This window comes from Novosphingobium sp. PASSN1 (genome assembly GCF_002278815.1).
This window is the reverse complement of record NZ_NKIS01000012.1, coordinates 36,930-55,842: the sequence shown is the minus strand read 5'-3', so window position 1 is coordinate 55,842 and position 18,913 is coordinate 36,930. Positions and strand designations below refer to the sequence as shown.

Here is an 18,913-nt window from a genome sequence, read left to right as displayed (position 1 = left end):
GCAAGCCCCTCTTTTCGGGTGGTTGGGTGACCAGCCGCAGCCGGTCAGCAGCCCAGCGTCTGGCGGCTAAGCGCGTAGGACTGGTCCATCGGCAGGCTGGGGAAGTATTCCAACCCGAGCGATCCCGCATACCCCATGCCCCGCAGGGCCTGCATGACATTGGCCCAATCGACGCTGCCTGTGCCCGGTTCGTGGCGGTCGTCCATATCGGCGACCTGCACGTGCGCGACGAGGTGGATGCGTCCGGCCAGAACCTTGGCCATGTCCTCACCCATGCAGGCGCTGTGCCACACATCGTAGAGCAGGCGCAGGTTGGGGCTGTTCACAGCCTCGACCAGATCAAGCCCGAGCTTGGTGCTGACGAGATACATTGCGGCGAACAGCCGGGTGTTGAGCGGTTCGAGCAGCAGCATGACCCCGGCCGCCTCCGCCGCATCCGCCGCTTCGCGGAGCGCCGCAACGGCATTGGCGAAGTGCTCGTCCTCGCTCATCCCCTCGACCCGGAAGCCCGAGGCGACGATCAGCGCCGGTTTGCCAAGGCAGGCCGTGGCCGCAATCGTCTCGCGCACGGCGGTGACCATCTCCGAACGCTCGGCGGGATCGACGATGGAGCGGCGCGGATCGACGCAAACGCCCGTCAGGCGCATGCCGGTCTCGGTCAGGGCCTGCGCCAATGCGGCGACAGGCTTGTCACGCCAGAGGTGGAACTCGGCAAACTCGAAGCCCGCCGCCTTGGCCGCACGCAGGCGCGCGTCCAGCTCGCCAGCTTCGGCAAACTGCCATTCGATACACGATGATAGGGGATATGCCGCAGACATAGGATCTCTTCCCATTCTACGGCCCCGCCGCGCCTGAGCGCTCGTTTGCCTGGCGGAATCTGGTGCCCGCTACTTTGTACTCACGCCCATTGCCCAGCTGCAGCAAAGAATCAAGTCGTCCGGGTGGAGCGAGATTTCCCGGCCTTGCGCTTTTCGCGCTGCATCATGGCCCGTCAGGCGAGGGTGGCCGCGGTGTCCTCAAACGCCAGACGCAGCAGGTCTTCCATCGCATGGCGCGCCCGTTCACCATCAGCGGCGTCTATCGCGGCAAAGACCGCCATATGTTCGGGCAAGGGATCGCGCGGCAGCGCTTGATGGCGCTGCTTGAACAGGGTCGTCCAATCAACCGCCGCCCCCACCGAACTCGCGAGGGACGCCAGCGCCGCATTGTGGGTGGCATCAAGCACGAGGTGATGGAATTGCTGATCGGCCTCGCGTCCCTTCGCGGTTGCCAGCCCGTGCCGCTTCATGGCAGCCAGAGCCTTGCGCATGGCTTCAAGCTGCTCGTCCGTCCGGCGCTGCGCTGCCAAGTCTGCTGCCGCCGGCTCGATGATGCTGCGCAGTTCGAACAGGCCGCGCACGAAGTCGAGGTCGGGCTCGCCCGAAAACGTCCAGGCCAGAACATCGGGATCAAGCAGGTTCCAGCGGGCGCGGGGCGTCACACGGGTTCCGGCGCGGGGGCGGCTTTCGAGCAAACCCTTGGCGACGAGAATGCGGATGGCCTCTCGATAGGGTGTGCGCGAGACGCCGAGCGCCAGCGATTGCTCGATCTCGCCTTCAAAGCTGTCGCCCGGCTGGTACTGACCGCTGAGGATCGCGGTGCCGAGATTCCGTGCAATCGCCTGGTGAATGCGCTCGGCCTTGGCCACCTGCCTGATCCCCTCATGCGCGCCTAATCGTGGAATGCGTCGGTAGACTGCATCCGGCCACGAAGGAAGGCATCGGCCACGATCTGCAGCGGGGCAAGATCGGCATCGCTCCGCCCCGTGCGGACAAGATCGACGAAGCGGCGGTAAAGGCCGGGATATTCGTCTTCCACGCCAACCCCTTGCGCCGCGCCGTCGATCATAAGCTGGTTGCCGCCCTGCGATAGGACGAGCGTTCCCCCCCGGCCTTCGATCACGATATCCCAGGTCTGCGGCCCGGTCTGGCGAAAGTCGAACTCTGCCACGATGGGCACCTCACTTGCGGTTTGCATGCGCAAGCGCGCGGCTATGGGGGCCTGCCGATTGCTGGGTATCTGGAGCTCCGCATCGCGCAGACGTACCGCTGCGCCCATGACTTCGGTCAGGATCGAAAGAGCGTTGATGCCCGGATCGAAGACACCGAAGCCGCCGGGCTGCCAGATCCAGTCCTGTCCGGGATGCCAATGGCGGACGTCTTCCTTCCACGTGATCGTGACGCGCTCGGCCGCGTTCGCGGCGACCCATGCTTTCGCGAGCGGCACCCCGGCGGCGTAACGCGAATGCCAGCTTGCAAACAACGTCCTGCCGTGTTGCGACGCCAGGGCGGCCAGCGCTTGCGCCTCGGAGACCGTCGCCCCGGGCGGCTTTTCCAGAAAGACGTGCTTGCCTGCCTCGAGCGCCATGATCGCCGTGTCGTAGCGAACCTGCGGTGGCAGGCAGAGCACCACCGCATCGAGTTCGGGCTCGCCCGCCAGCATTGCAGCAAGGTCGGTGTAGTTGCTCACCCCATCGGCCCTTGCGTTGCGGCTGGCCACCGCGACCAGTTCGATGCCCGGCGTGGCGGCAATTGCGGGAATGTGCTGATCGCGCGCGATCTTGCCCAGTCCGACGAGGCCGAGGCGGATCGTTGTCACAGGACGCGGACCGTGATGGGGCTGGCGGCAGTTTCGCGCACCAGCGGATTGCGCACCGGCAGCGTGAAGGCATCGGCTTCGATCTCGAAGACGTCGCCGTCCTGCGTCGTCACGCCGTCGCTGAACGACAGGGTTGCGGTGCCGAAGAAGTGGACATGCACATCGCCCGCGCGGCAGAACTGCGTGTATTTGAAGTGATGCTGCTCAAGGTTGGCGATGCTGTGCGACATGTTCGCCTCGCCCGAGAGGAACGGTTTCTCCCACAGCACGGCTCCGCCGCGCAGGATCCGGCTGGTGCCGGTCACACTGGCAGGCAAGTCTCTGAGCAGCAGTTCGGGGCCGAGCGCGGTCTGGCGCAGTTTCGAATGAGCGAGCCACAGATAGTTCTGGCGCTCGGTCACATGGTCCGAGAACTCGTTGCCGAGCACGAAGCCGAGCCGGACCGGCTGGCCCTGCGCATCGATCAGGTAGACCCCGGCAATTTCGGGCTCCTCGCCGCCGTCCTCGGCAAACCCGGGCGCGGCGAGCGGCGCACCGGGCGCAACAAGGATGCTGCCATCGCCCTTGTAGAACCATTCGGGCTGCACGCCGATCTTGCCGACCTTGGGCTTGCCGCCTTCCAGACCCATCAGGAACATGCGCATGGAGTCGGTCAGCGTCTCGCCAGCTGCCGCTGCCTTGTGCATCTTGTCGCGCCCTTCGGCCGAGCCGAGGTGCGTGAGGCCCGTGCCTGAAACGAGCAGGTGGGCAGGGTCGGCATGGTCGATGGGCGGGAGCAGGGTCATGCCTGCAAGGTCGATCATTTCGCCCGCAGCGCGCTGCGCCAGATCGCGCAGCGTCACGCCTTCGGTCAGAGCCTGCAGGGCGAGTTCGCGGGTGGATTTGGCGCTGTTCAGCCCCCAAGCCTGACCCTCCTGATCGAGCGCCGCAACCCCGCGCACGCCGTCCTTGCTGAATTGCACGAGTGACCGCATCACGCTTCTCCCTGAATGCCGTTCACGCGGCGCGGTATGCGCCACGGGTTTGCGGCCTGCAGCGCAGGTGGCAGCAGTGCATCGGGCATGTCCTGATAGCAGACAGGGCGCAGGAACCGCGTGATCGCGAGCGTCCCGACAGAGGTTGTGCGCCCATCGGACGTCGCCGGAAACGGCCCGCCGTGGACCATCGCATGGGTCACCTCGACGCCTGTCGGCCAGCCATTGGCCAGCACGCGCCCGGCCCTCGCTTGCAGCAGCGCGAGGATCGGGGCAGCGGCGGTGCTGTCGTCCGGATCGATCTGCAAGGTGGCGGTCAGCTGGCCTTCAAGGTTGCGGATCACGTGCGCCACTTCGCCAAGATCGGCGCAGCGCACGACCAGCGAGGCGACGCCGAACACTTCGGCGCCAAGCGCTGTGTCCGCCATGAACTGCGCCGCCGTCGTCTCGAACAGCGCGCCGGGGCCGACCCTTCGGGCGGCTGCATTCTGATCGAGCGCGGCAACGCCTGCCTCATAGGCTGCGCGAATACCGGGCGTCAGCATGACCTGCGGCGGCGCTGCCGTCAGAGCGGCCGATGCCGCTGCGACAAAGCGGTCGAGATCGGGGCCGTCCAGCGCGATCACGAGGCCGGGGTTGGTGCAGAATTGCCCTGCGCCGAGGCTCAGCGATGCAGCAAACCCGGCACCCAGCGCCTCGGCTCGGGCGCTCAGCGCGGCTGGCATGAGGGCAACCGGATTGATGCTGCTCATTTCGGCATAGACCGGGATCGGCTCGGCGCGCTGGCGGGCGATTTCGACAAGGGCCAGCCCGCCGCTGCGCGATCCGGTGAAGCCCACGGCCTTGATCGATGGATGCGCGACGAGCGCGGCGCCAAGCGCGTTCGTGCGGCCCGGCATGTAGGAGAACACACCTTCCGGCAGGCCACAGCCCTGAACCGCAGATCGGATCGCGCGCGCGACAAGCTCGCCAGTGCCGGGATGCGCCGGGTGCCCCTTGACCACCACAGGACAGCCCGCTGCAAAGGCCGCCGCTGTGTCTCCACCCGCCACTGAGAACGCCAGCGGGAAGTTGGACGCGCCGAAGACTGCAACTGGACCGAGCGCCACGTTCATCCGCCTCAGATCCGCGCGGGGCGGGCTGCGTTCCGGAAGCGCGGTGTCGATCACAGCGTCTAGCCAGCGGCCTTCGCGCACTTCGGCTGCGAACATCCTGAGTTGACCGGTGGTGCGCCCCCTTTCGCCTTCGAGCCGGGCGCGCGGCAGGCCGGTTTCGCACATCGCGGTTTCGATCAGGATGTCGCCGATGGCCTCGATGGCCAAGGCTACGGCATCGAGGAACGCGGCGCGCTTTGCGGGGGGCAGCGCGCCGAATGCGCCTGATGCGCCCTCGGCGAGCGCGCAGGCTGCGGCCACATCCTCCGCCGTCGCTTCGCAAAATGGCTGCGGCAGTTCGGCACCGCTGCCCGCCTCCAAAGCGCGGAACACGGTGTCGCGGCGCACATCGCGCGCGCCGATCAGGATGGAGCCGTCAAAGGTCACGCAAGGAACTCCGGATCAGTGGTTGTCGCGCGGCAGGCCGCGGGTCTGGGCGATGCGTTGGAACGCTTCCGCGCCTTCGAGGATCGCGCCGGTCTCAAGCTGGCCGACCGCCGCGCGCTGGATCGCCTGCCACGGCGTCTGCGATGGCGGATAGGGATAGCCGCCCCGCACTTCGAGTGCCGCCCGCCGCGCGTCCAGTTCGTCCGCACCGATCAGCACGTCGACCGTGCCGCGCTTCAGGTCGATCCGCACCCGGTCGCCCGAAACCAGCAGCGCCAGCCCGCCGCCCGCCGCCGCTTCTGGCGAGGCATTGAGGATCGACGGACTTCCCGAGGTGCCCGATTGCCGCCCGTCGCCAAGGCAGGGCAGGGCGGCAATGCCTTCGCGCAGCAGATAGGCAGGCGCGCGCATGTTCACGACTTCGGCCGCGCCGGGATAACCGATGGGGCCGGCGCCGCGCATCACGAGCAGGGTGGAGGAATCGATGCCAAGCGCGGGATCGTCGATGCGCGTGTGATAGTCCTCTGGCCCATCGAACACGACCACGGGGCCTTCGAAGGCCTCGGGATCATCCGGATTGCTGAGGTAGCGCGCGCGAAACTCCGGCGAGATCACACTGGTCTTCATGATCGCGCTGCCAAACAGGTTGCCCGAGAGGACGAGGAACCCGGCATCGGCGAGGAGCGGTGACGCGAACGGCCGGATGACCTTTTCGTCCTCGATGGTCACACCCCGGCAGTTTTCGCCGATGGTCCGGCCATTGGCGGTCATGGCCTGCTCGCGGATCAGCCCCTGTTCGATCAGTTGGCTGACGACAGCGGGCACCCCGCCCGCGTGATAGTAATCCTCGCCCAGATATTCGCCCGCAGGCTGCAGGTTGACGAGCAGTGGCACCTTGTGGCCGTGCTCCTGCCAGTCGCGCAGGGCGAGCTCGACACCCATGTGCCGCGCGATGGCGGCAAGGTGGATCGGCGCATTGGTCGAGCCGCCGATGGCCGAATTGACCACGATGGCGTTGAGGAACGCGTCGCGCGTCATGATGTCGGAAGGCTTCAGGTCGTCGTTCACCATCTCCACGATGCGCAGCCCGGTGCGATAGGCATTCTCCTGCCGGTCGCGATAGGGTGCCGGAATGGCAGCGGAACCGGGCAGCGACATGCCCAGCGCCTCGCACAGCGAGTTCATCGTCGTCGCGGTGCCCATCGTGTTGCAATAGCCGGTCGAGGGCGCGGAACTGGCGACGAGCTTGATGAACCCGGCGTGGTCGATCTCGCCCCGGCTGAGCATCTCGCGGGCTTTCCACACGATCGTGCCGCTGCCGGTGCGCTCGCCCTTGTGCCATCCATTGAGCATCGGGCCGACCGAGAGCGCAATCGCGGGCAGGTTTACCGTGGCGGAGGCCATGAGGCAGGCGGGCGTGGTCTTGTCGCAGCCGATGGTCAGGACAACGCCGTCCAGCGGGTAACCGTGGAGCACTTCGACAAGGCCGAGATAGGCGAGGTTACGGTCAAGGCCCGCAGTCGGCCGTTTACCGGTTTCCTGGATCGGGTGGACCGGAAACTCGAGCGGGATGCCGCCCGCTTCGCGAATGCCGTCGCGCACGCGTTCGGCAAGTACGAGGTGGTGGCGGTTACATGGGCTGAGATCGGAGCCCGTTTGCGCGATGCCGATGATCGGACGGCCGGAACGCAGCTCATCAAGGCTGATGCCGAAGTTCAGATAGCGCTCAAGATAGAGCGCGGTCATGTCGATATTGTCCGGGTTGTCGAACCAGGCGGCGGAGCGGCGTTTGGACATCGTTATTGGCTCATGGAAAGGCGGTAGATCATCGCGTGGCGATAGGGTTTGCCCGGATCGACCCGCACCGAGCCGAACTTCGGCTGGTTCGGTGTGTCGGGGAACTTCTGTGCTTCCAGCGCGACACCGTCGCCCATCCGGTAGAGATGGCCACCCTTGCCGGTTACCGTTCCATCGAGAAAATTGCCGGTGTAGAGCTGGATGCCGGGCTCGGTCGTGAGGACTTCGAGTACGCGCCCCGAAACGGGATCTTCCAGCCGCGCCGCCAGTTCGGGCATGGCCGTCTGGCCCTTGTCGAGCACGAAGTTGTGATCGTAGCCGCGCCCGGTTGCGATCTGCGGGTCCGTGCCGTCGCGCAGCCCTTCAGCCAGAACGCGGCCCTTGCGGAAATCGAACACGCTGCCGGTCACGTCGCGTAGCTCGCCGGTCGGGATCAGGCCTGCGTCTACGGGCGTGAACCGCGCGGCCGGTATCGTCAGGTGCTGCGCCATAGCACCTTGCGGCGCGCCATCTCCGGCAAGGTTGAACAGCGCATGGTTGGTCATGTTGACGATGGTCGGCTTGTCGGTCGCCGCTTCGAACACGATGCTCAGATCGCCGCGCTCGTCGAGTGTGTAGGTGACCGTCACATCGAGCGCGCCGGGATAGCCCATGTCGCCATCGGGACTGTGATGGGTGAGGACGACCGAGGCGACCGGACCGCTGACCAGCTTCGCCACTGTCCAGTTGGCCCGGTCAAACCCCTTGTCGCCGCCGTGGAGTGAATTGGCCCCGTTGTTTCTGGGCACGGTGTAGGTCACCCCGCCCAGCGTAAAGTGGCCGCCCGCGATGCGGTTGGCGACGCGCCCTACAGTGACGCCGAAATAGGTGCGGTTCGCTTCATAATCGGCAGCGGTCGCATGGCCGAGCACGACGTCGGCCTTGCGGCCAGCGCGGTCGGGCGCGACGAGCGACTGCAGCGTCGCGCCATAGGTCAGGATGCGCGCCGAGATGCCTTGGCTGTTGGCAAGCGTGATCGCCTCGACCCTGGTCCCGTCCTTCAGCGTTCCGGCATCGGCGCGCTCGGCCGTGGCTGCGTGCGCCGATGCCGAGCCGGCGAGCAGCAACCCAAGCGCCAGCACCGTTTCTTTTGTTTTCCGCGGCATGGTCGTCTCGCCTTCCGTTCGTCTTGACCATGTCCTTTTGCCGTTATACTCATACAAATACAAGGCTGATAGGGTGGGGCGAGACCGGAATGGCAAGCACGGCGGGTGATTTTGAGGGGAAACGGGGGACGAGGCTGGCGACGGCGCTGGTGTTCGTCACTGCATTGTTCTTCATTTGGGCGTTCGTCACCAACCTGATCGATCCGCTCGTGAAGAGCATGAAGGTGATCTACACCCTCTCTGATTTCGAGACGCAGCTGAACCAGTTCGCGTTCTTCATCGCCTATGGCGTGATGTCGATTCCGGCGGCCTGGTATCTTTCGCGCCGGGGCTATGCCAATGCGATTGTGCTCGGCCTGATCGGTGTGCTGTCTGGCTGCCTGATCGCCTGGTCGACCAGCCTGTCGCACAGCTTTGTCACCGTGCTGATCGGGCTGTTCGTGGCGGCATCGGGCATCACATTGCTGCAAGTCGCCGCCAACCCGCTGATCGCCTCGATGGGGGACCAGAAGAGCTCGCACTTCCGTCTCAACCTAAGCCAGGCGTTCAATTCGCTCGGTGCCTATGTCGGCGGCATTTTCGGCGCGACCTATCTGCTGAAAGGCGATTTGTTCGTCAAAGACGTTGTGCTGACGGATGCGCTCAAGGCGGAAGGCCTGTCCTTCGTCACCGGCGTCTACCTGCTCATCGCCGCTGCGCTGGTGGTGTTCATCGGGGCGGTGCTGCTGGTGCGGGGGACGATTGCGGCGCATGCGCCAGCCCTTCCGGACACAGTGGAATCACCCCTGTCGGCGCTCGGCTCGCGCTGGGCCAATCTCGGCGCGCTGGCGATTTTCCTCTATGTCGGCGCAGAGGTCTGCGTGATTTCGGGGATGATCTTCTTTCTCGAGCAGCCCCAGATTCTCAACATTCCTTCGCAGACCGCAGGCTATGTTGCGCCGATCTTCATGCTGCTCGCGATGGTCGGGCGGTTCGGAGGCAGCGTGCTGCTGCGGCGCATTTCCGCGACAACCATGCTGGCGTTCGTTGCGGCTGGAGCCTCGCTCCTCTGCCTGATCGTGATGGCGACGTATGCCAATCCGGCGACACCGCTGGGTGGGAGCATGACGCTTCCGGGCGGCTATGTCGCACCGCTCACCACAGGCTTCGTGCCTGCGGCTGCGGCAATCATGCTGGGCCTGTTCAACTCGATCATGTTCCCGACGATCTTCACGCTGACGCTCGAACGCTCAAGCGCGCCCGCTTCGGCAACATCGGGCCTGATGTGCATGGCGATCTGCGGGGGCGGGTTCATCTCGATCCTCTACGGCGCGGTGATCGACGTGTTCGCGGGCGGCGTGCCGGTTGGCGCGCGGTCGCTGGCGTTCGTCGTGCCGCTGGCTTGCTACCTCTATGTGCTGTGGTTCGCGCGCGCCGCCCGCCACGCCGAAACGCATGCTATCGAAGAGGGTGTCAGTGCCGGACACTGATGTCCGCCTTGTCTGGCAGGTGCAGGCCCTGCTTGGCGAAGGGCCGGTGTGGTTGCCCGATGAGGGGGCGCTCCGGTTCGTCGATATCAAGCGCGGGCGCTTGCACCGTCATGTGCCCGCAGACGGTGCACAGGAAGCCACCGAACTGGGCGGCCAGCCCAGCTTCATTGTCCCGGCCAGCGATGGATCGCTGGTCGTGGGGTGCGGCGGCCAAATCCTCTCGGTGGAAAAGAACAGTGCCGCCACCTCTGTCCTCGCCGAAATACCGATGTCCGCGCACAACCGCACCAACGACGCGACGGTCGATGGGCAGGGCCGTCTGTGGTTCGGGACGATGGACGACGAGGAGCGGCGACCGACGGGCGCGCTGTGGTGCCTCGATCGGGGCGTGCTGCACCGCATGGGCGGCGACGCGGTTGTCACCAATGGCCCCGCCATCTCGCGCGACGGTCAAACCCTGTATCATGTCAATTCCGGCGAGCGGACAATCTGGCGCTTTATGATTGGCGATGGACCCAGCCTTCAGGACGGCGAGGTTTTCCTGCAGCTGACCGAGGCGGATGGCTATCCCGATGGCGTGGTGCTCGATAGCGAGGATTGTCTCTGGGTCGCGCTATGGGATGGCTGGGGCGTGCGCCGCTATGCACCCAGCGGCGAATTGCTCATGACCGTCGCGCTGCCTTGCGCCCGCGTTACCAAGATAGCGTTCGGCGGCACGGACCTGCAGACAGCCTATGTGACCACGGCCCGCGTCGGCCTCGATGCGGCTGCCTTGGCGGCGCAGCCCCTCGCTGGCGGTCTGTTCGCGTTCGAGGCTCCGGCGGCAGGGCGTGTGCTTCCAGCGGTCAGGCTCGGGGCGTGAGCTGGCATGCGCTTGGCGACTGGGGCACCAGCAACTTGCGCCTCTACCGCGTCGAGGATGGGCGCGTGACCGACCGGCGCGATGGCCCCGGAATCGGCGCGCTGCCGGGCAGCCCTGCGGATGCGCTGCGCGAGGCCCTTGCGCCTTGGGTCGCCGCACAGCCTCCGGCGGGTATCACGCTGTGCGGCATGGCAGGCTCGCGCGGCGGCCTGCAGGAAGCCCCGTATGTCGATTGCCCGGCAAGCGTTGAGGGCTGGGCCGGAGCAGCGCTCTCGCTCGATTTCGAGGGCACGCCGCTACACATCGCGCCCGGTTTGGCCTGCATGGGCGGCGATGGCGCACCGGATGTGATGCGCGGCGAAGAGACGCAGATTTTTGGCGCGCTGGCGCTGGATGCCGATTTGGGGACGCGAAGCTGCCACTTCGTCCTGCCCGGCACGCACAGCAAGTGGGCGCGGATCGAACGCGGCCAGATCCGGGATTTCCGGACGTGCCTCTCGGGGGAACTGTTCGCCTTGCTGCGTGATCACTCGGTCCTGCTCGGCTTGGGCACGCCGACAACCCCGGCTGATGAACCGCAGGGCTTCGTTGATGGTCTCGACCGGGCCGCAAACGGCGGAGGTCTGGTCGGCAGTCTGTTCGAAGCGCGGGCGCAGCAGCTGCGCGGTGGCCGCTCCGCCAGTTGGGCGCTCGGCTTTCTGTCCGGGCTCGTGATCGGCAACGAGATCGCCGATATGCGCGGTGGCCTTGGCCCGGAAGATGCCGTGGTCCTTATCGGCACGGCCGAGCTGACAGAGCGGTATGGGCAGGCCCTTCAGCGCTTCGGTGTAACCGCGAAAGCGATGGATGGCGCGGCTTGTGCCATGCGCGGACTGGAGTTCATCGATGCACACCATTGATTCAGTGCTGGCAGGCGGTGCGCCGCCGATCGTGGCCATCCTGCGCGGCCTCACGCCGCCCGATGCGTTGTCCATCACGAAGGCGCTGGTTGCGGCAGGCATCCGCCTGATCGAAGTGCCGCTCAATTCGCCCGAGCCCTTCATCAGTATTGCGGCGATGCAGGCGGCGTTCGGGCATGAGGCGCTGATCGGTGCGGGCACTGTGCTCGATCTGGCCTCGGTCGATCGCCTCGCCGAGACAGGGGCCAAGCTGTTGGTGACGCCGAACACCAACCCGGCGGTGATTGCACACGGGGTTGCAGCGGGGCTGGAAGTCATGCCGGGTTTCATGACTCCCAGCGAAGCCTTTGCCGCGATGGGTGCTGGTGCGCGGCGGCTGAAGCTGTTTCCGGCGTCCACGATGTCACCCGCCTATCTCAAGGCGCTGCGCGATGTCATCGACCGGAAGATCGCGCTCTGGGCAGTTGGCGGCACGGATGCAACCAACCTTGCCGCGTGGCTTTCAGCGGGAGCCGAAGGGCTTGGCGTTGGCGGCGCGCTCTATCGTCCGGGCGACGATGCCGCCGCTGTCGGCGCAAAGGCCGCAACTTTGGTCTCGTCATGGCTGGCGGCCAAAGCTGGCCGGAAGCAGGATTGAGCCATGTATCTGGGGATCGATGGCGCGATTGATAGGCGGCCAAAAAGCAAACCTCTCCAGTAGCTTCCGCGGTGCGCGGACTCTATGCTGAAGTTTGCGACCAGCTACGCAAGATCCGGCTGCAGAGTCTCCTTGGTCGGCCAACCGATCTCCATGCGCCTTCCACCAGCAGCACAGGCTCGCGGTCCATCTACGCTGACTGGGGTGGGCCATCCGCCGATGGCAACACCCGCGCACCGCACATCCCGATGCTAGGCGACTTGCGGCTGGTCCTCGCCGAGCGGACACAGCGTCCGGAACGCCTGTTGGTGATACACGAGGGGGGCAGTGTCTTCCTCGGCATTCCATACCCCCTCGACCGAGCCAACGACAATCGCGTGGGTTTCGAGCACGGTCAGCGAATGGACGGTACAGGCGATCGCGGAGGTTGCCTTCGCCAGCCGCGGGGAGAAGCCCGGTTCGCATAGCCACTGAGCGGGGTCGAACCGCTGCGCGCCAGACTGGGCAGTGCTTCCAGCAAAGCGTTCGGCGACGGATCGGGCGCCGGCGGGGAGCAGATTGACACAAAAGCGGGTATTCGGTGAAAGCTTGCGGAACATGGCGCCGAAGCGGTTGATGCAGGCCAAAAGGCGCGGCGGGTCCATGCTGAGCGAGCAAACGGCCGTGGCCGTCATGCCCACAGCCGTCTCGCCTTCGCCAGCGGTGACAATGGTGACCGCCCCGGCGAGCCGCCGCATGCCTTCCCGGAATGGTTGCTCCTCGCTCTGGCTCGTCACTGGCGGTCTCCCCTGTCTGTTCTGTGAAAGGCCTATCCGCAGGGGCAGGGGCGGCGAAATCCGCTGGTGGCAGGCGACTATCCCGTCCTCGCAAGTGTGCGGCAGTTGACGAGTGGGGGCCTTTTCATGGATATCAATCGAGACTCCATTGAAGTTAGCTGCGTATGCCGACCAGCGGAAGGGGTGCCGCCATGCACAGGATCACTCTTGGCGCGTCAGACGAGGGCGCGAGCCGTTACTCCGGGGCGCTGGCCGGCCATCTGGATCAGGTCTTTCGTTCACAAGATGGTGATGCGGTCCGGGCTCGGGTCGGCCAGATGTTTTGCGACCACACGATGGCCCTGGTCAACGCGCGTGCCGAACTGGATACGCGGATCTCCTATCTGCGCTGCGGACGGGGCGTTTCGATTACCGAGATGCAGTACGGCGCCGACGTGCTGATCGACGCAGGGCGGCTGGAGAACTTCTACCTCGTCCAAATCCCGCTCGAAGGAAGAGCGCGGGTTACGCTTGGCGGGCGTGAAGAGGTATTCCTTCCCGGCAGCGCCTCGGTCGAAAATCCGGTCGAACCGATGGAGATGTTCTGGAGCCGCGACTGCCGCAAGGTCGTGCTCCGCTACGAGCGGGCGCTGTTCGAGCGGTTCGTGGAGATTTACCTCGGCAAGCCGCTGCGCGATGCGGTGCGGTTCGCGCCTCGGCTGGAACTGACCTCTGTTGGCGGGCAGGTGCTGGTCGATCATCTGCGCTCGGCACTTGGAGTCCTGCAACGCGACGAGTTGCCGGGCCAGTCTTTGCCACCATTGTTCGAGACCCATCTCGAAAACACGTTGATGGGCGCGCTGCTGTTCCTCCAGCCGCACGATCACAGCGCCGATTTCATGGGCGGGAGCGGGTCTGACACCGGACCTGTCAGGCGGGTCCGCGACTATCTCGAGGCAAATGCCCACGAGCCCATCGACATGATGACGCTCGCAGAAATCGCCGGAATCCCTGTGCGCACGCTCTACCACCAGTTTCAGCGGGTCCACGGCGTTTCACCGATGCAGCTGCTGCGCACGATCAGGCTGGACAGGGTGCGGCGCGAGCTGCTGGCGGGGGACAGCGGCGTGAATGTGACCAGCGTCGCGCTGGGCTGGGGGTTCGACCACCTCGGGCGCTTTGCCGCCAGCTACCGCGAGCGCTTCGGGGAAACCCCGCGCGAGACCCTGCAGCGCCGCCGCGCGGGCCTGACCTGAAGCCACGCAGGGCTTGCCCCTGAGGAGAGTTGCGCACGGCGGACAGTGATTGCCGCCAGCGGATTGTTACAATCTTGTCGCTGCATAGCCTGACCCCAATCGCACCAAAGCGTGAATGGGGATAAAGGCATGGCAAGCATTGCAATCGTCGGTGCCGGGCAATCCGGGCTGCATCTCGGGATCGGCCTGCTCATGGCAGGCCATCAGGTGACGCTGGTTTCGAACCGGACGGGCGCGCAGATCGCGGCGGGTACGGTCCTTTCCAGCCAGTCGATGTATGGCATGGCGCTAGGGCTCGAGCGCGAACTCGGCATCGATTGCTGGCAAGACGAGGCACCGCCCTATGCCGGCGCCCAGATGCGCGTGGCGGACAGTGATGGCAATGTCATGCTGTTCTGGCAGGGAGCCATGGACGAGCCCGGCCAGTCGATCGACCAGCGCGTGAAAATGCCGCGCTGGATCGACCGTTTCGTCGAACTCGGCGGTGACTTCGTGATCGAGGATGCCGGCATCGCCACGCTGGAGCGGCTGGCTGCCGGGCATGACCTGACCGTTGTCGCTGCGGGCAAGGGCGAGGTCGGGGCGCTGTTCGAGCGCGATCCGGCGCGTTCGCCCTTCACAGCGCCGCAGCGGGTGCTGGCCCTGACCTATGTCAACCGGTTCCGCCCGCGCCCCGGCGTCCCGGCGATCTGCATCAATATCAACCCGGGCATCGGCGAGTTCGTGTCCTTCCCGGGGCTGACGCTCTCAGGCCCGTGCGAGATCTTCACGATCGAATGCATTCCGGGCGGCCCGATGGACCAGTGGGCCGATGTGAAGACGCCCGAGGATCACCTCGCCATGAGCGAGCACTTGCTGCGCACATTCTTCCCGATCGAGGCGGAGCGCATCGACGGCCATCTCGAACTGACCGATCCGGGCGCGGTGCTACGCGGACGGGTGACTCCCACTACCAAGCACCCGGTGGCCACGCTGCCGAGCGGCGCGATCGTCATGGGTCTCGGCGATGTCGTCTGCCTCAACGATCCGCTGACGGGGCAGGGTTCGAACAACGCGGCCAAGGCAGCGAAAATCTACCTCGACGCCATCGCTGCGCGCGGAGAGGCGCCGTTCGACCGCGCGTGGATGGAAGCCGTGTTCGAGACTTACTGGGACTACGCCCGCTATCCGGTCGCCTACACCAACCAGACGCTCGGCGTGCCGCCGGAGCACATGATGCGCATCCTCAAGACCGCCGAGAGCGATGCCGGGCTGGCCCACATCATGGCCAACAGCTTCAACGACCCGAAGTCGATCGCGCCCTGGTATTACGAGCCAGCCGAGGCCGAGACCTTCCTCGCCGGCCGCGCTGCGCTCGCCGCCTGAGCGGGCGCACCTTCTTTTCAACAGACAACAGCAGAACACCTAGGGGGGTATCTATCATGCGTTCAGTGATCTCGAGCGGGCGCGTCCCGCTGCTATGTGCGGTGTCCCTGATGGCTTTTGCGCCGCTGGCCGTGAAGGCTCAGGATACCGGAGGGGCGGCACAGACAGAGACTTCGGCACTCGACGCACCGATCACCGTCACTGCGCGCAAGCGCGAGGAATCGATCCAGACCACCCCGATCTCGATAACCGCCTTTTCGGGCGCCGGGCTTGAGGCGCGGGGCATCCAGTCGACCGACCGGCTGGCGGAAGTGACCCCGAACCTCACCCTGCAGAACAACCCCTCGTTCTCGGGCGCCAGCAACAGTGCCTCGATCTACATCCGCGGCGTGGGGCAGCAGGACTTCGTGCCCACGGTCGAGCCGGGCGTCGGGGTCTATGTCGACGGCGTCTATGTCGCCCGCTCGGTCGGCGCGATTCTCGATCTGGTGGACTTCGAACGGATCGAGGTGCTGCGCGGGCCGCAAGGCACGCTGTTCGGGCGCAACACGATTGGCGGCGCGATCGCGGTGACGACCAAGTCACCCGGGGACGCCCTCTCGGCCAATGGCTCGCTGACCTACGGCACGAACAACCTCATCGTCGGCAAGGCGACCGTGAACCTGCCGCTGGGCGAAAAGGCGGCCCTGCGCGTTTCGGGCGGGTACTTCGGGCAGGACGGCTATGTCACCCGCACCTTCGACGGCAAGAAGCTGGGCGATGCCAACCGCTTCGCCGGCCGGGTCGCGCTGCGGCTCGATCCAACCGAGACCTGGCGCATCGATCTGGGCTTTGATGGCACCACCGCGCGGGAGAACGGGCCAGCCATGAGCCTGATCGGGATCAATTTCGGCCGCACCACCGATCCCAACACGCCGCCCTTCGCCGATATCAACAACACCATCGCGAGCGTCTTCGCTGGCAAAGGCTTCGTCCCCTGCGCAACCGCGGCGGCACCGCTGAACCTTGCCGTCGCCGGGTGCTACGACAATCGCTACGTGCTCGGGCCAGACAAGAACGCAGGCACTGCGCCGAGCTATTCCAACTCGGACATCTGGGGCCTCGGCCTGACCAACACGTTCGAGCTCAATCCCGATATCAAGCTAAAGTCGATCACCGCCTATCGCCGCCTGCTCGGCAACTTCGCCCGCGACGGGGACGGTTCGCCGGTCACGATCGCCGAGTTCACCGACCGCATCGACCAGAAGCAGTTCAGCCAGGAATTCCAGCTGCTCGGCAAGAGCTTCGACGGCGCGCTCGAGTGGATTCTCGGCGCCTACTACTTCCGCGAGAGCGGGGTGAACGTGAACGGGCTGACCTTCGTCATCAGCCAGTTCCGCTCGGGCGGGGCCTTCCGCAACGAGAGCCTTGCCGCCTTCGGACAGGGCACGCTAAAGCTTGGCAGCAGCGTCAAGCTGACCGCAGGCCTGCGCTATACCCGCGACAACAAGTCGTTCCATCCCGATCAGGTCATCATCGCCAACCGCGCAGCCTTCCTCGGCGCGCCGTTCAACTCGCCGATCTTCGATTCGGGCACGCGCGTGCTGCCCAATGTCGAGGCCAAGGTCCATTTCGGCGAGGTGACGCCGATGGTGAACCTCGCCTGGCAGGCAAGCGACAATCTGATGACTTATGCAACATGGTCGCGCGGGTTCAAATCGGGCGGGTTCAGCCAGCGGGTGTTTCCGCCCATTATCCCCGGCGTGACGACCCCGATCACCGATCCGGTTGCCGCGATCCCCTCGTTCGCGCCGGAAAAGGTCGATGCTTTCGAAGCGGGCTTCAAGTTGCAGACGCCGGACCGGCTGCTGACGCTCAACGCCTCGGCCTTCTACACCGACTACAAGGACCTGCAGGTGCAGGTCTTCACCAGTGTCGCACCGGTATTCCGCAATGCCGGCAGCGCGACGATCAAGGGCTTCGAGGCCGAGGCGCAACTGCGCCCGGTGCATGGCCTGCTGATCGAGGGCGCGCTCGGCCTGACCGACGCGAGCTATGACAAGATCGACCTCGCGACGACCTTCATTGCCAAGGGCAACATGTTCGAGCGCGTCGCGAAATGGACGGCCTCAGCTGCGGTCACCTACGAATGGGAACTGCCCGGCGGCTCCACGCTGCGCCCGCACGCGGACTGGGCTTATCGCAGCAAGTTCTTCAACAACACCTTCAACACGCCCCAGATCGCCCAACCGGGTTACAGCCTGTTCAACGCCAGCCTTGGCTGGACCAGCGCGGGCGGGAAATACGGGCTGGCGGCGACGATCAAGAACATCGCAGACAAGCGTTTCCTGATGTCGGGCATTCTCGTCGACGCGATTCAGGCCTTTGAAGGCGTCTACAACCGGGGGCGCGAGGTTTCCGTCACCGCCTCGGTCAAGTTCTAAGCACGGGCGCCCGGTGAAGGGCCGGCCTCCCTCTTGAGGCCGGCTTTGATCCTGCATTCGAACGGCTGGCACCACTTCGGCATGCCACGCTGCACCAGCGAAGTTGGGCACCTTATCGCGCGCGGTCTGGTGCGGCAGACAGAAACAGCGCGATGGCAGAGGCCTGTGCGGCTGCGCCGATCTGGCCGGTGCCGCGATGCCAGACACCATCCGCCGGCTGCGTGCCATCGGCGGTGCGCGCCCACACCGCTTCGCTGTTGCGGTGCAGCCATTGCAGGATTTCGGCGCGATCAGGGCCATCGGGCAGAGCCTCCACCAGATGGCCGAGGTGGAAGGCGAACACGCCCTTGAACATCGGCCCGTCTGCGCCAAGCTCGTCGCGCGGTTCGGTCAGCAGGCCGTCCGCCGTCACCAGATTGCGCGTGGCCGCGAGCGCGGTGCGCACCGCGATCTTGCGGTACTGCGGGTCGCCGGTGATCGTGCTGAGGTCGTTCAGCCCGCCGAGGATCACGCCCTGATTGTAGGTGTAGTGCGGCGCGCCATTGTTGCGGCATTGTGCGTCCAGCCCATCGTTCACCAGTTCATCTGCATCGATCATTCCCGAAGCGGCAAACCACGCCCAGGTGCGCAGCGCCCAATCGCGATAAGCCGCCTGCCCGGTCGCGAGATAGAGCCGGGTCGAGGCATAAAGCAGCAGTTCGTTGGTGATCGCGTTCTTGTAGCTGTGCTTGCGGTCCCACCACAGGCCGCCGCCGCACGTGTTGTCCCAGTGCTGCGAGGTGATACGCGCGTAGTTTGCTGCTGCCCACCCGAGGAGTTCCGGGTCGTGATCGATCTGCCAAGCATCCACGCTGGCGATCACCGCCCAAAGGTCGTCATCGTTGAGATACAGGCCGGACCGGTTGCGCACCGCGGCAGCGATCCGGCCGGACCAGCGCCGGTCCCCGGTGCGGCGCTGATAGTCGATCAGCACGTCGGACATCGGAAAGCGCTGCCAGTTCTCGCTGGCTTTCCAGCCGTTTTCGGTGGCCCATGTGCGATCGAGGTATTCGGCCGCTGCAGCAGCGCGGCTTTGCCACGGCGCGGTCTGCGCATGGGCGGGCATGGCTGCGGCAAGCAGACCCGGTGCGGCGAGCCCCGCCAGCCAGCGCAT

General features: G+C 65.7%; 16 protein-coding genes. 7 read left to right on the top strand and 9 right to left on the bottom strand.

Annotated features, from left to right (window positions below; genetic code table 11):
- Window positions 1–44: 44 nt before the first annotated feature.
- The 7 genes from CFE35_RS17985 to CFE35_RS17955 form a co-directional block, all read right to left on the bottom strand.
- The gene (locus CFE35_RS17985) at window positions 45–818 is read right to left on the bottom strand and encodes a TIM barrel protein (protein ID WP_292932710.1); all 774 of its coding nucleotides are present in this window, start codon (window positions 816–818) and stop codon (window positions 45–47) included.
- Between the two features lie 173 nt (window positions 819–991).
- Window positions 992–1,696: a FadR/GntR family transcriptional regulator gene (locus CFE35_RS17980; protein ID WP_292932848.1), complete on the bottom strand. Its 705-nt coding sequence runs from the start codon at window positions 1,694–1,696 to the stop codon at window positions 992–994.
- Window positions 1,697–1,710: 14 nt separating this feature from the next.
- Window positions 1,711–2,637 carry a Gfo/Idh/MocA family oxidoreductase gene (locus tag CFE35_RS17975; RefSeq protein WP_292932709.1) on the bottom strand — a complete coding sequence of 309 codons (927 nt, stop codon included), beginning with the start codon at window positions 2,635–2,637 and terminating at the stop codon, window positions 1,711–1,713.
- Entirely contained in the window at window positions 2,634–3,614 is a 981-nt protein-coding gene (araD1, locus tag CFE35_RS17970) for an AraD1 family protein (RefSeq protein WP_292932708.1), read from the bottom strand. Before araD1 ends, CFE35_RS17975 begins: the two co-directional genes overlap by 4 nt.
- On the bottom strand, window positions 3,611–5,152 hold the full coding sequence (locus tag CFE35_RS17965) for an aldehyde dehydrogenase (NADP(+)) (protein ID WP_292932706.1): 1,542 nt from the start codon (window positions 5,150–5,152) through the stop codon (window positions 3,611–3,613). Before CFE35_RS17965 ends, araD1 begins: the two co-directional genes overlap by 4 nt.
- A gap of 15 nt (window positions 5,153–5,167) precedes the next feature.
- Window positions 5,168–6,949: an IlvD/Edd family dehydratase gene (locus CFE35_RS17960; RefSeq protein ID WP_292932700.1), complete on the bottom strand. Its 1,782-nt coding sequence runs from the start codon at window positions 6,947–6,949 to the stop codon at window positions 5,168–5,170.
- Window positions 6,950–6,951: 2 nt separating this feature from the next.
- On the bottom strand, window positions 6,952–8,094 hold the full coding sequence (locus CFE35_RS17955; protein WP_292932698.1) for an aldose epimerase family protein: 1,143 nt from the start codon (window positions 8,092–8,094) through the stop codon (window positions 6,952–6,954).
- An 89-nt stretch (window positions 8,095–8,183) separates the two neighbouring features.
- Between CFE35_RS17955 and CFE35_RS17950 the strand changes: the two genes are divergently transcribed.
- From CFE35_RS17950 to CFE35_RS17935, 4 genes are read left to right on the top strand one after another with little or no spacing between them, the layout of a single operon-like run.
- A complete protein-coding gene (locus CFE35_RS17950; RefSeq protein WP_292932697.1) occupies window positions 8,184–9,563 on the top strand; it encodes a sugar MFS transporter in 1,380 nt (459 codons plus the stop codon).
- Window positions 9,550–10,425 (top strand): SMP-30/gluconolactonase/LRE family protein, encoded by an 876-nt coding sequence (locus CFE35_RS17945; RefSeq protein ID WP_292932696.1) that lies wholly within the window; start codon window positions 9,550–9,552, stop codon window positions 10,423–10,425. Before CFE35_RS17950 ends, CFE35_RS17945 begins: the two co-directional genes overlap by 14 nt.
- A complete protein-coding gene (locus CFE35_RS17940) occupies window positions 10,422–11,324 on the top strand; it encodes a 2-dehydro-3-deoxygalactonokinase (protein ID WP_292932694.1) in 903 nt (300 codons plus the stop codon). The genes CFE35_RS17945 and CFE35_RS17940 overlap by 4 nt, the downstream gene beginning before the upstream one ends.
- Window positions 11,311–11,961: a 2-dehydro-3-deoxy-6-phosphogalactonate aldolase gene (locus CFE35_RS17935; RefSeq protein ID WP_292932693.1), complete on the top strand. Its 651-nt coding sequence runs from the start codon at window positions 11,311–11,313 to the stop codon at window positions 11,959–11,961. Before CFE35_RS17940 ends, CFE35_RS17935 begins: the two co-directional genes overlap by 14 nt.
- A 251-nt stretch (window positions 11,962–12,212) precedes the next feature.
- Here CFE35_RS17935 and CFE35_RS17930 read toward each other — a convergent pair whose 3' ends face one another.
- On the bottom strand, window positions 12,213–12,737 hold the full coding sequence (locus CFE35_RS17930; RefSeq protein ID WP_292932692.1) for a flavin reductase family protein: 525 nt from the start codon (window positions 12,735–12,737) through the stop codon (window positions 12,213–12,215).
- Between the two features lie 191 nt (window positions 12,738–12,928).
- On the opposite strand from CFE35_RS17930, the gene CFE35_RS17925 reads away from it, so the two are divergent.
- The 3 genes from CFE35_RS17925 (at window position 12,929) to CFE35_RS17915 (ending at window position 17,760) form a co-directional block, all read left to right on the top strand.
- Window positions 12,929–13,972 (top strand): AraC family transcriptional regulator, encoded by a 1,044-nt coding sequence (locus tag CFE35_RS17925; protein ID WP_292932690.1) that lies wholly within the window; start codon window positions 12,929–12,931, stop codon window positions 13,970–13,972.
- Between the two features lie 129 nt (window positions 13,973–14,101).
- Complete coding sequence (locus CFE35_RS17920; protein WP_292932689.1) at window positions 14,102–15,337, top strand: styrene monooxygenase/indole monooxygenase family protein; 1,236 nt, start codon at window positions 14,102–14,104, stop codon at window positions 15,335–15,337.
- Between the two features lie 56 nt (window positions 15,338–15,393).
- On the top strand, window positions 15,394–17,760 hold the full coding sequence (locus CFE35_RS17915; protein WP_292932687.1) for a TonB-dependent receptor: 2,367 nt from the start codon (window positions 15,394–15,396) through the stop codon (window positions 17,758–17,760).
- A 112-nt stretch (window positions 17,761–17,872) separates the two neighbouring features.
- Here the strand turns inward: CFE35_RS17915 and CFE35_RS17910 are convergent, their stop codons facing one another.
- Window positions 17,873–18,913 (bottom strand): glycoside hydrolase family 76 protein, encoded by a 1,041-nt coding sequence (locus CFE35_RS17910; protein WP_292932685.1) that lies wholly within the window; start codon window positions 18,911–18,913, stop codon window positions 17,873–17,875.

Excerpts from the sequence above, each read along its gene's own strand:
- CFE35_RS17920 (WP_292932689.1), top strand. The coding sequence starts at position 14,102 with ATGGCAAGCATTGCAATCGTCGGTGCCGGGCAATCCGGGCTGCATCTC.
- CFE35_RS17950 (WP_292932697.1), top strand. The coding sequence starts at position 8,184 with ATGGCAAGCACGGCGGGTGATTTTGAGGGGAAACGGGGGACGAGGCTG.
- CFE35_RS17915 (WP_292932687.1), top strand. The coding sequence starts at position 15,394 with ATGCGTTCAGTGATCTCGAGCGGGCGCGTCCCGCTGCTATGTGCGGTG.
- CFE35_RS17935 (WP_292932693.1), top strand. The coding sequence starts at position 11,311 with ATGCACACCATTGATTCAGTGCTGGCAGGCGGTGCGCCGCCGATCGTG.
- CFE35_RS17910 (WP_292932685.1), bottom strand. The coding sequence starts at position 18,913 with ATGCGCTGGCTGGCGGGGCTCGCCGCACCGGGTCTGCTTGCCGCAGCC.
- CFE35_RS17925 (WP_292932690.1), top strand. The coding sequence starts at position 12,929 with ATGCACAGGATCACTCTTGGCGCGTCAGACGAGGGCGCGAGCCGTTAC.
- CFE35_RS17985 (WP_292932710.1), bottom strand. The coding sequence starts at position 818 with ATGTCTGCGGCATATCCCCTATCATCGTGTATCGAATGGCAGTTTGCC.
- CFE35_RS17960 (WP_292932700.1), bottom strand. The coding sequence starts at position 6,949 with ATGTCCAAACGCCGCTCCGCCGCCTGGTTCGACAACCCGGACAATATC.
- CFE35_RS17955 (WP_292932698.1), bottom strand. The coding sequence starts at position 8,094 with ATGCCGCGGAAAACAAAAGAAACGGTGCTGGCGCTTGGGTTGCTGCTC.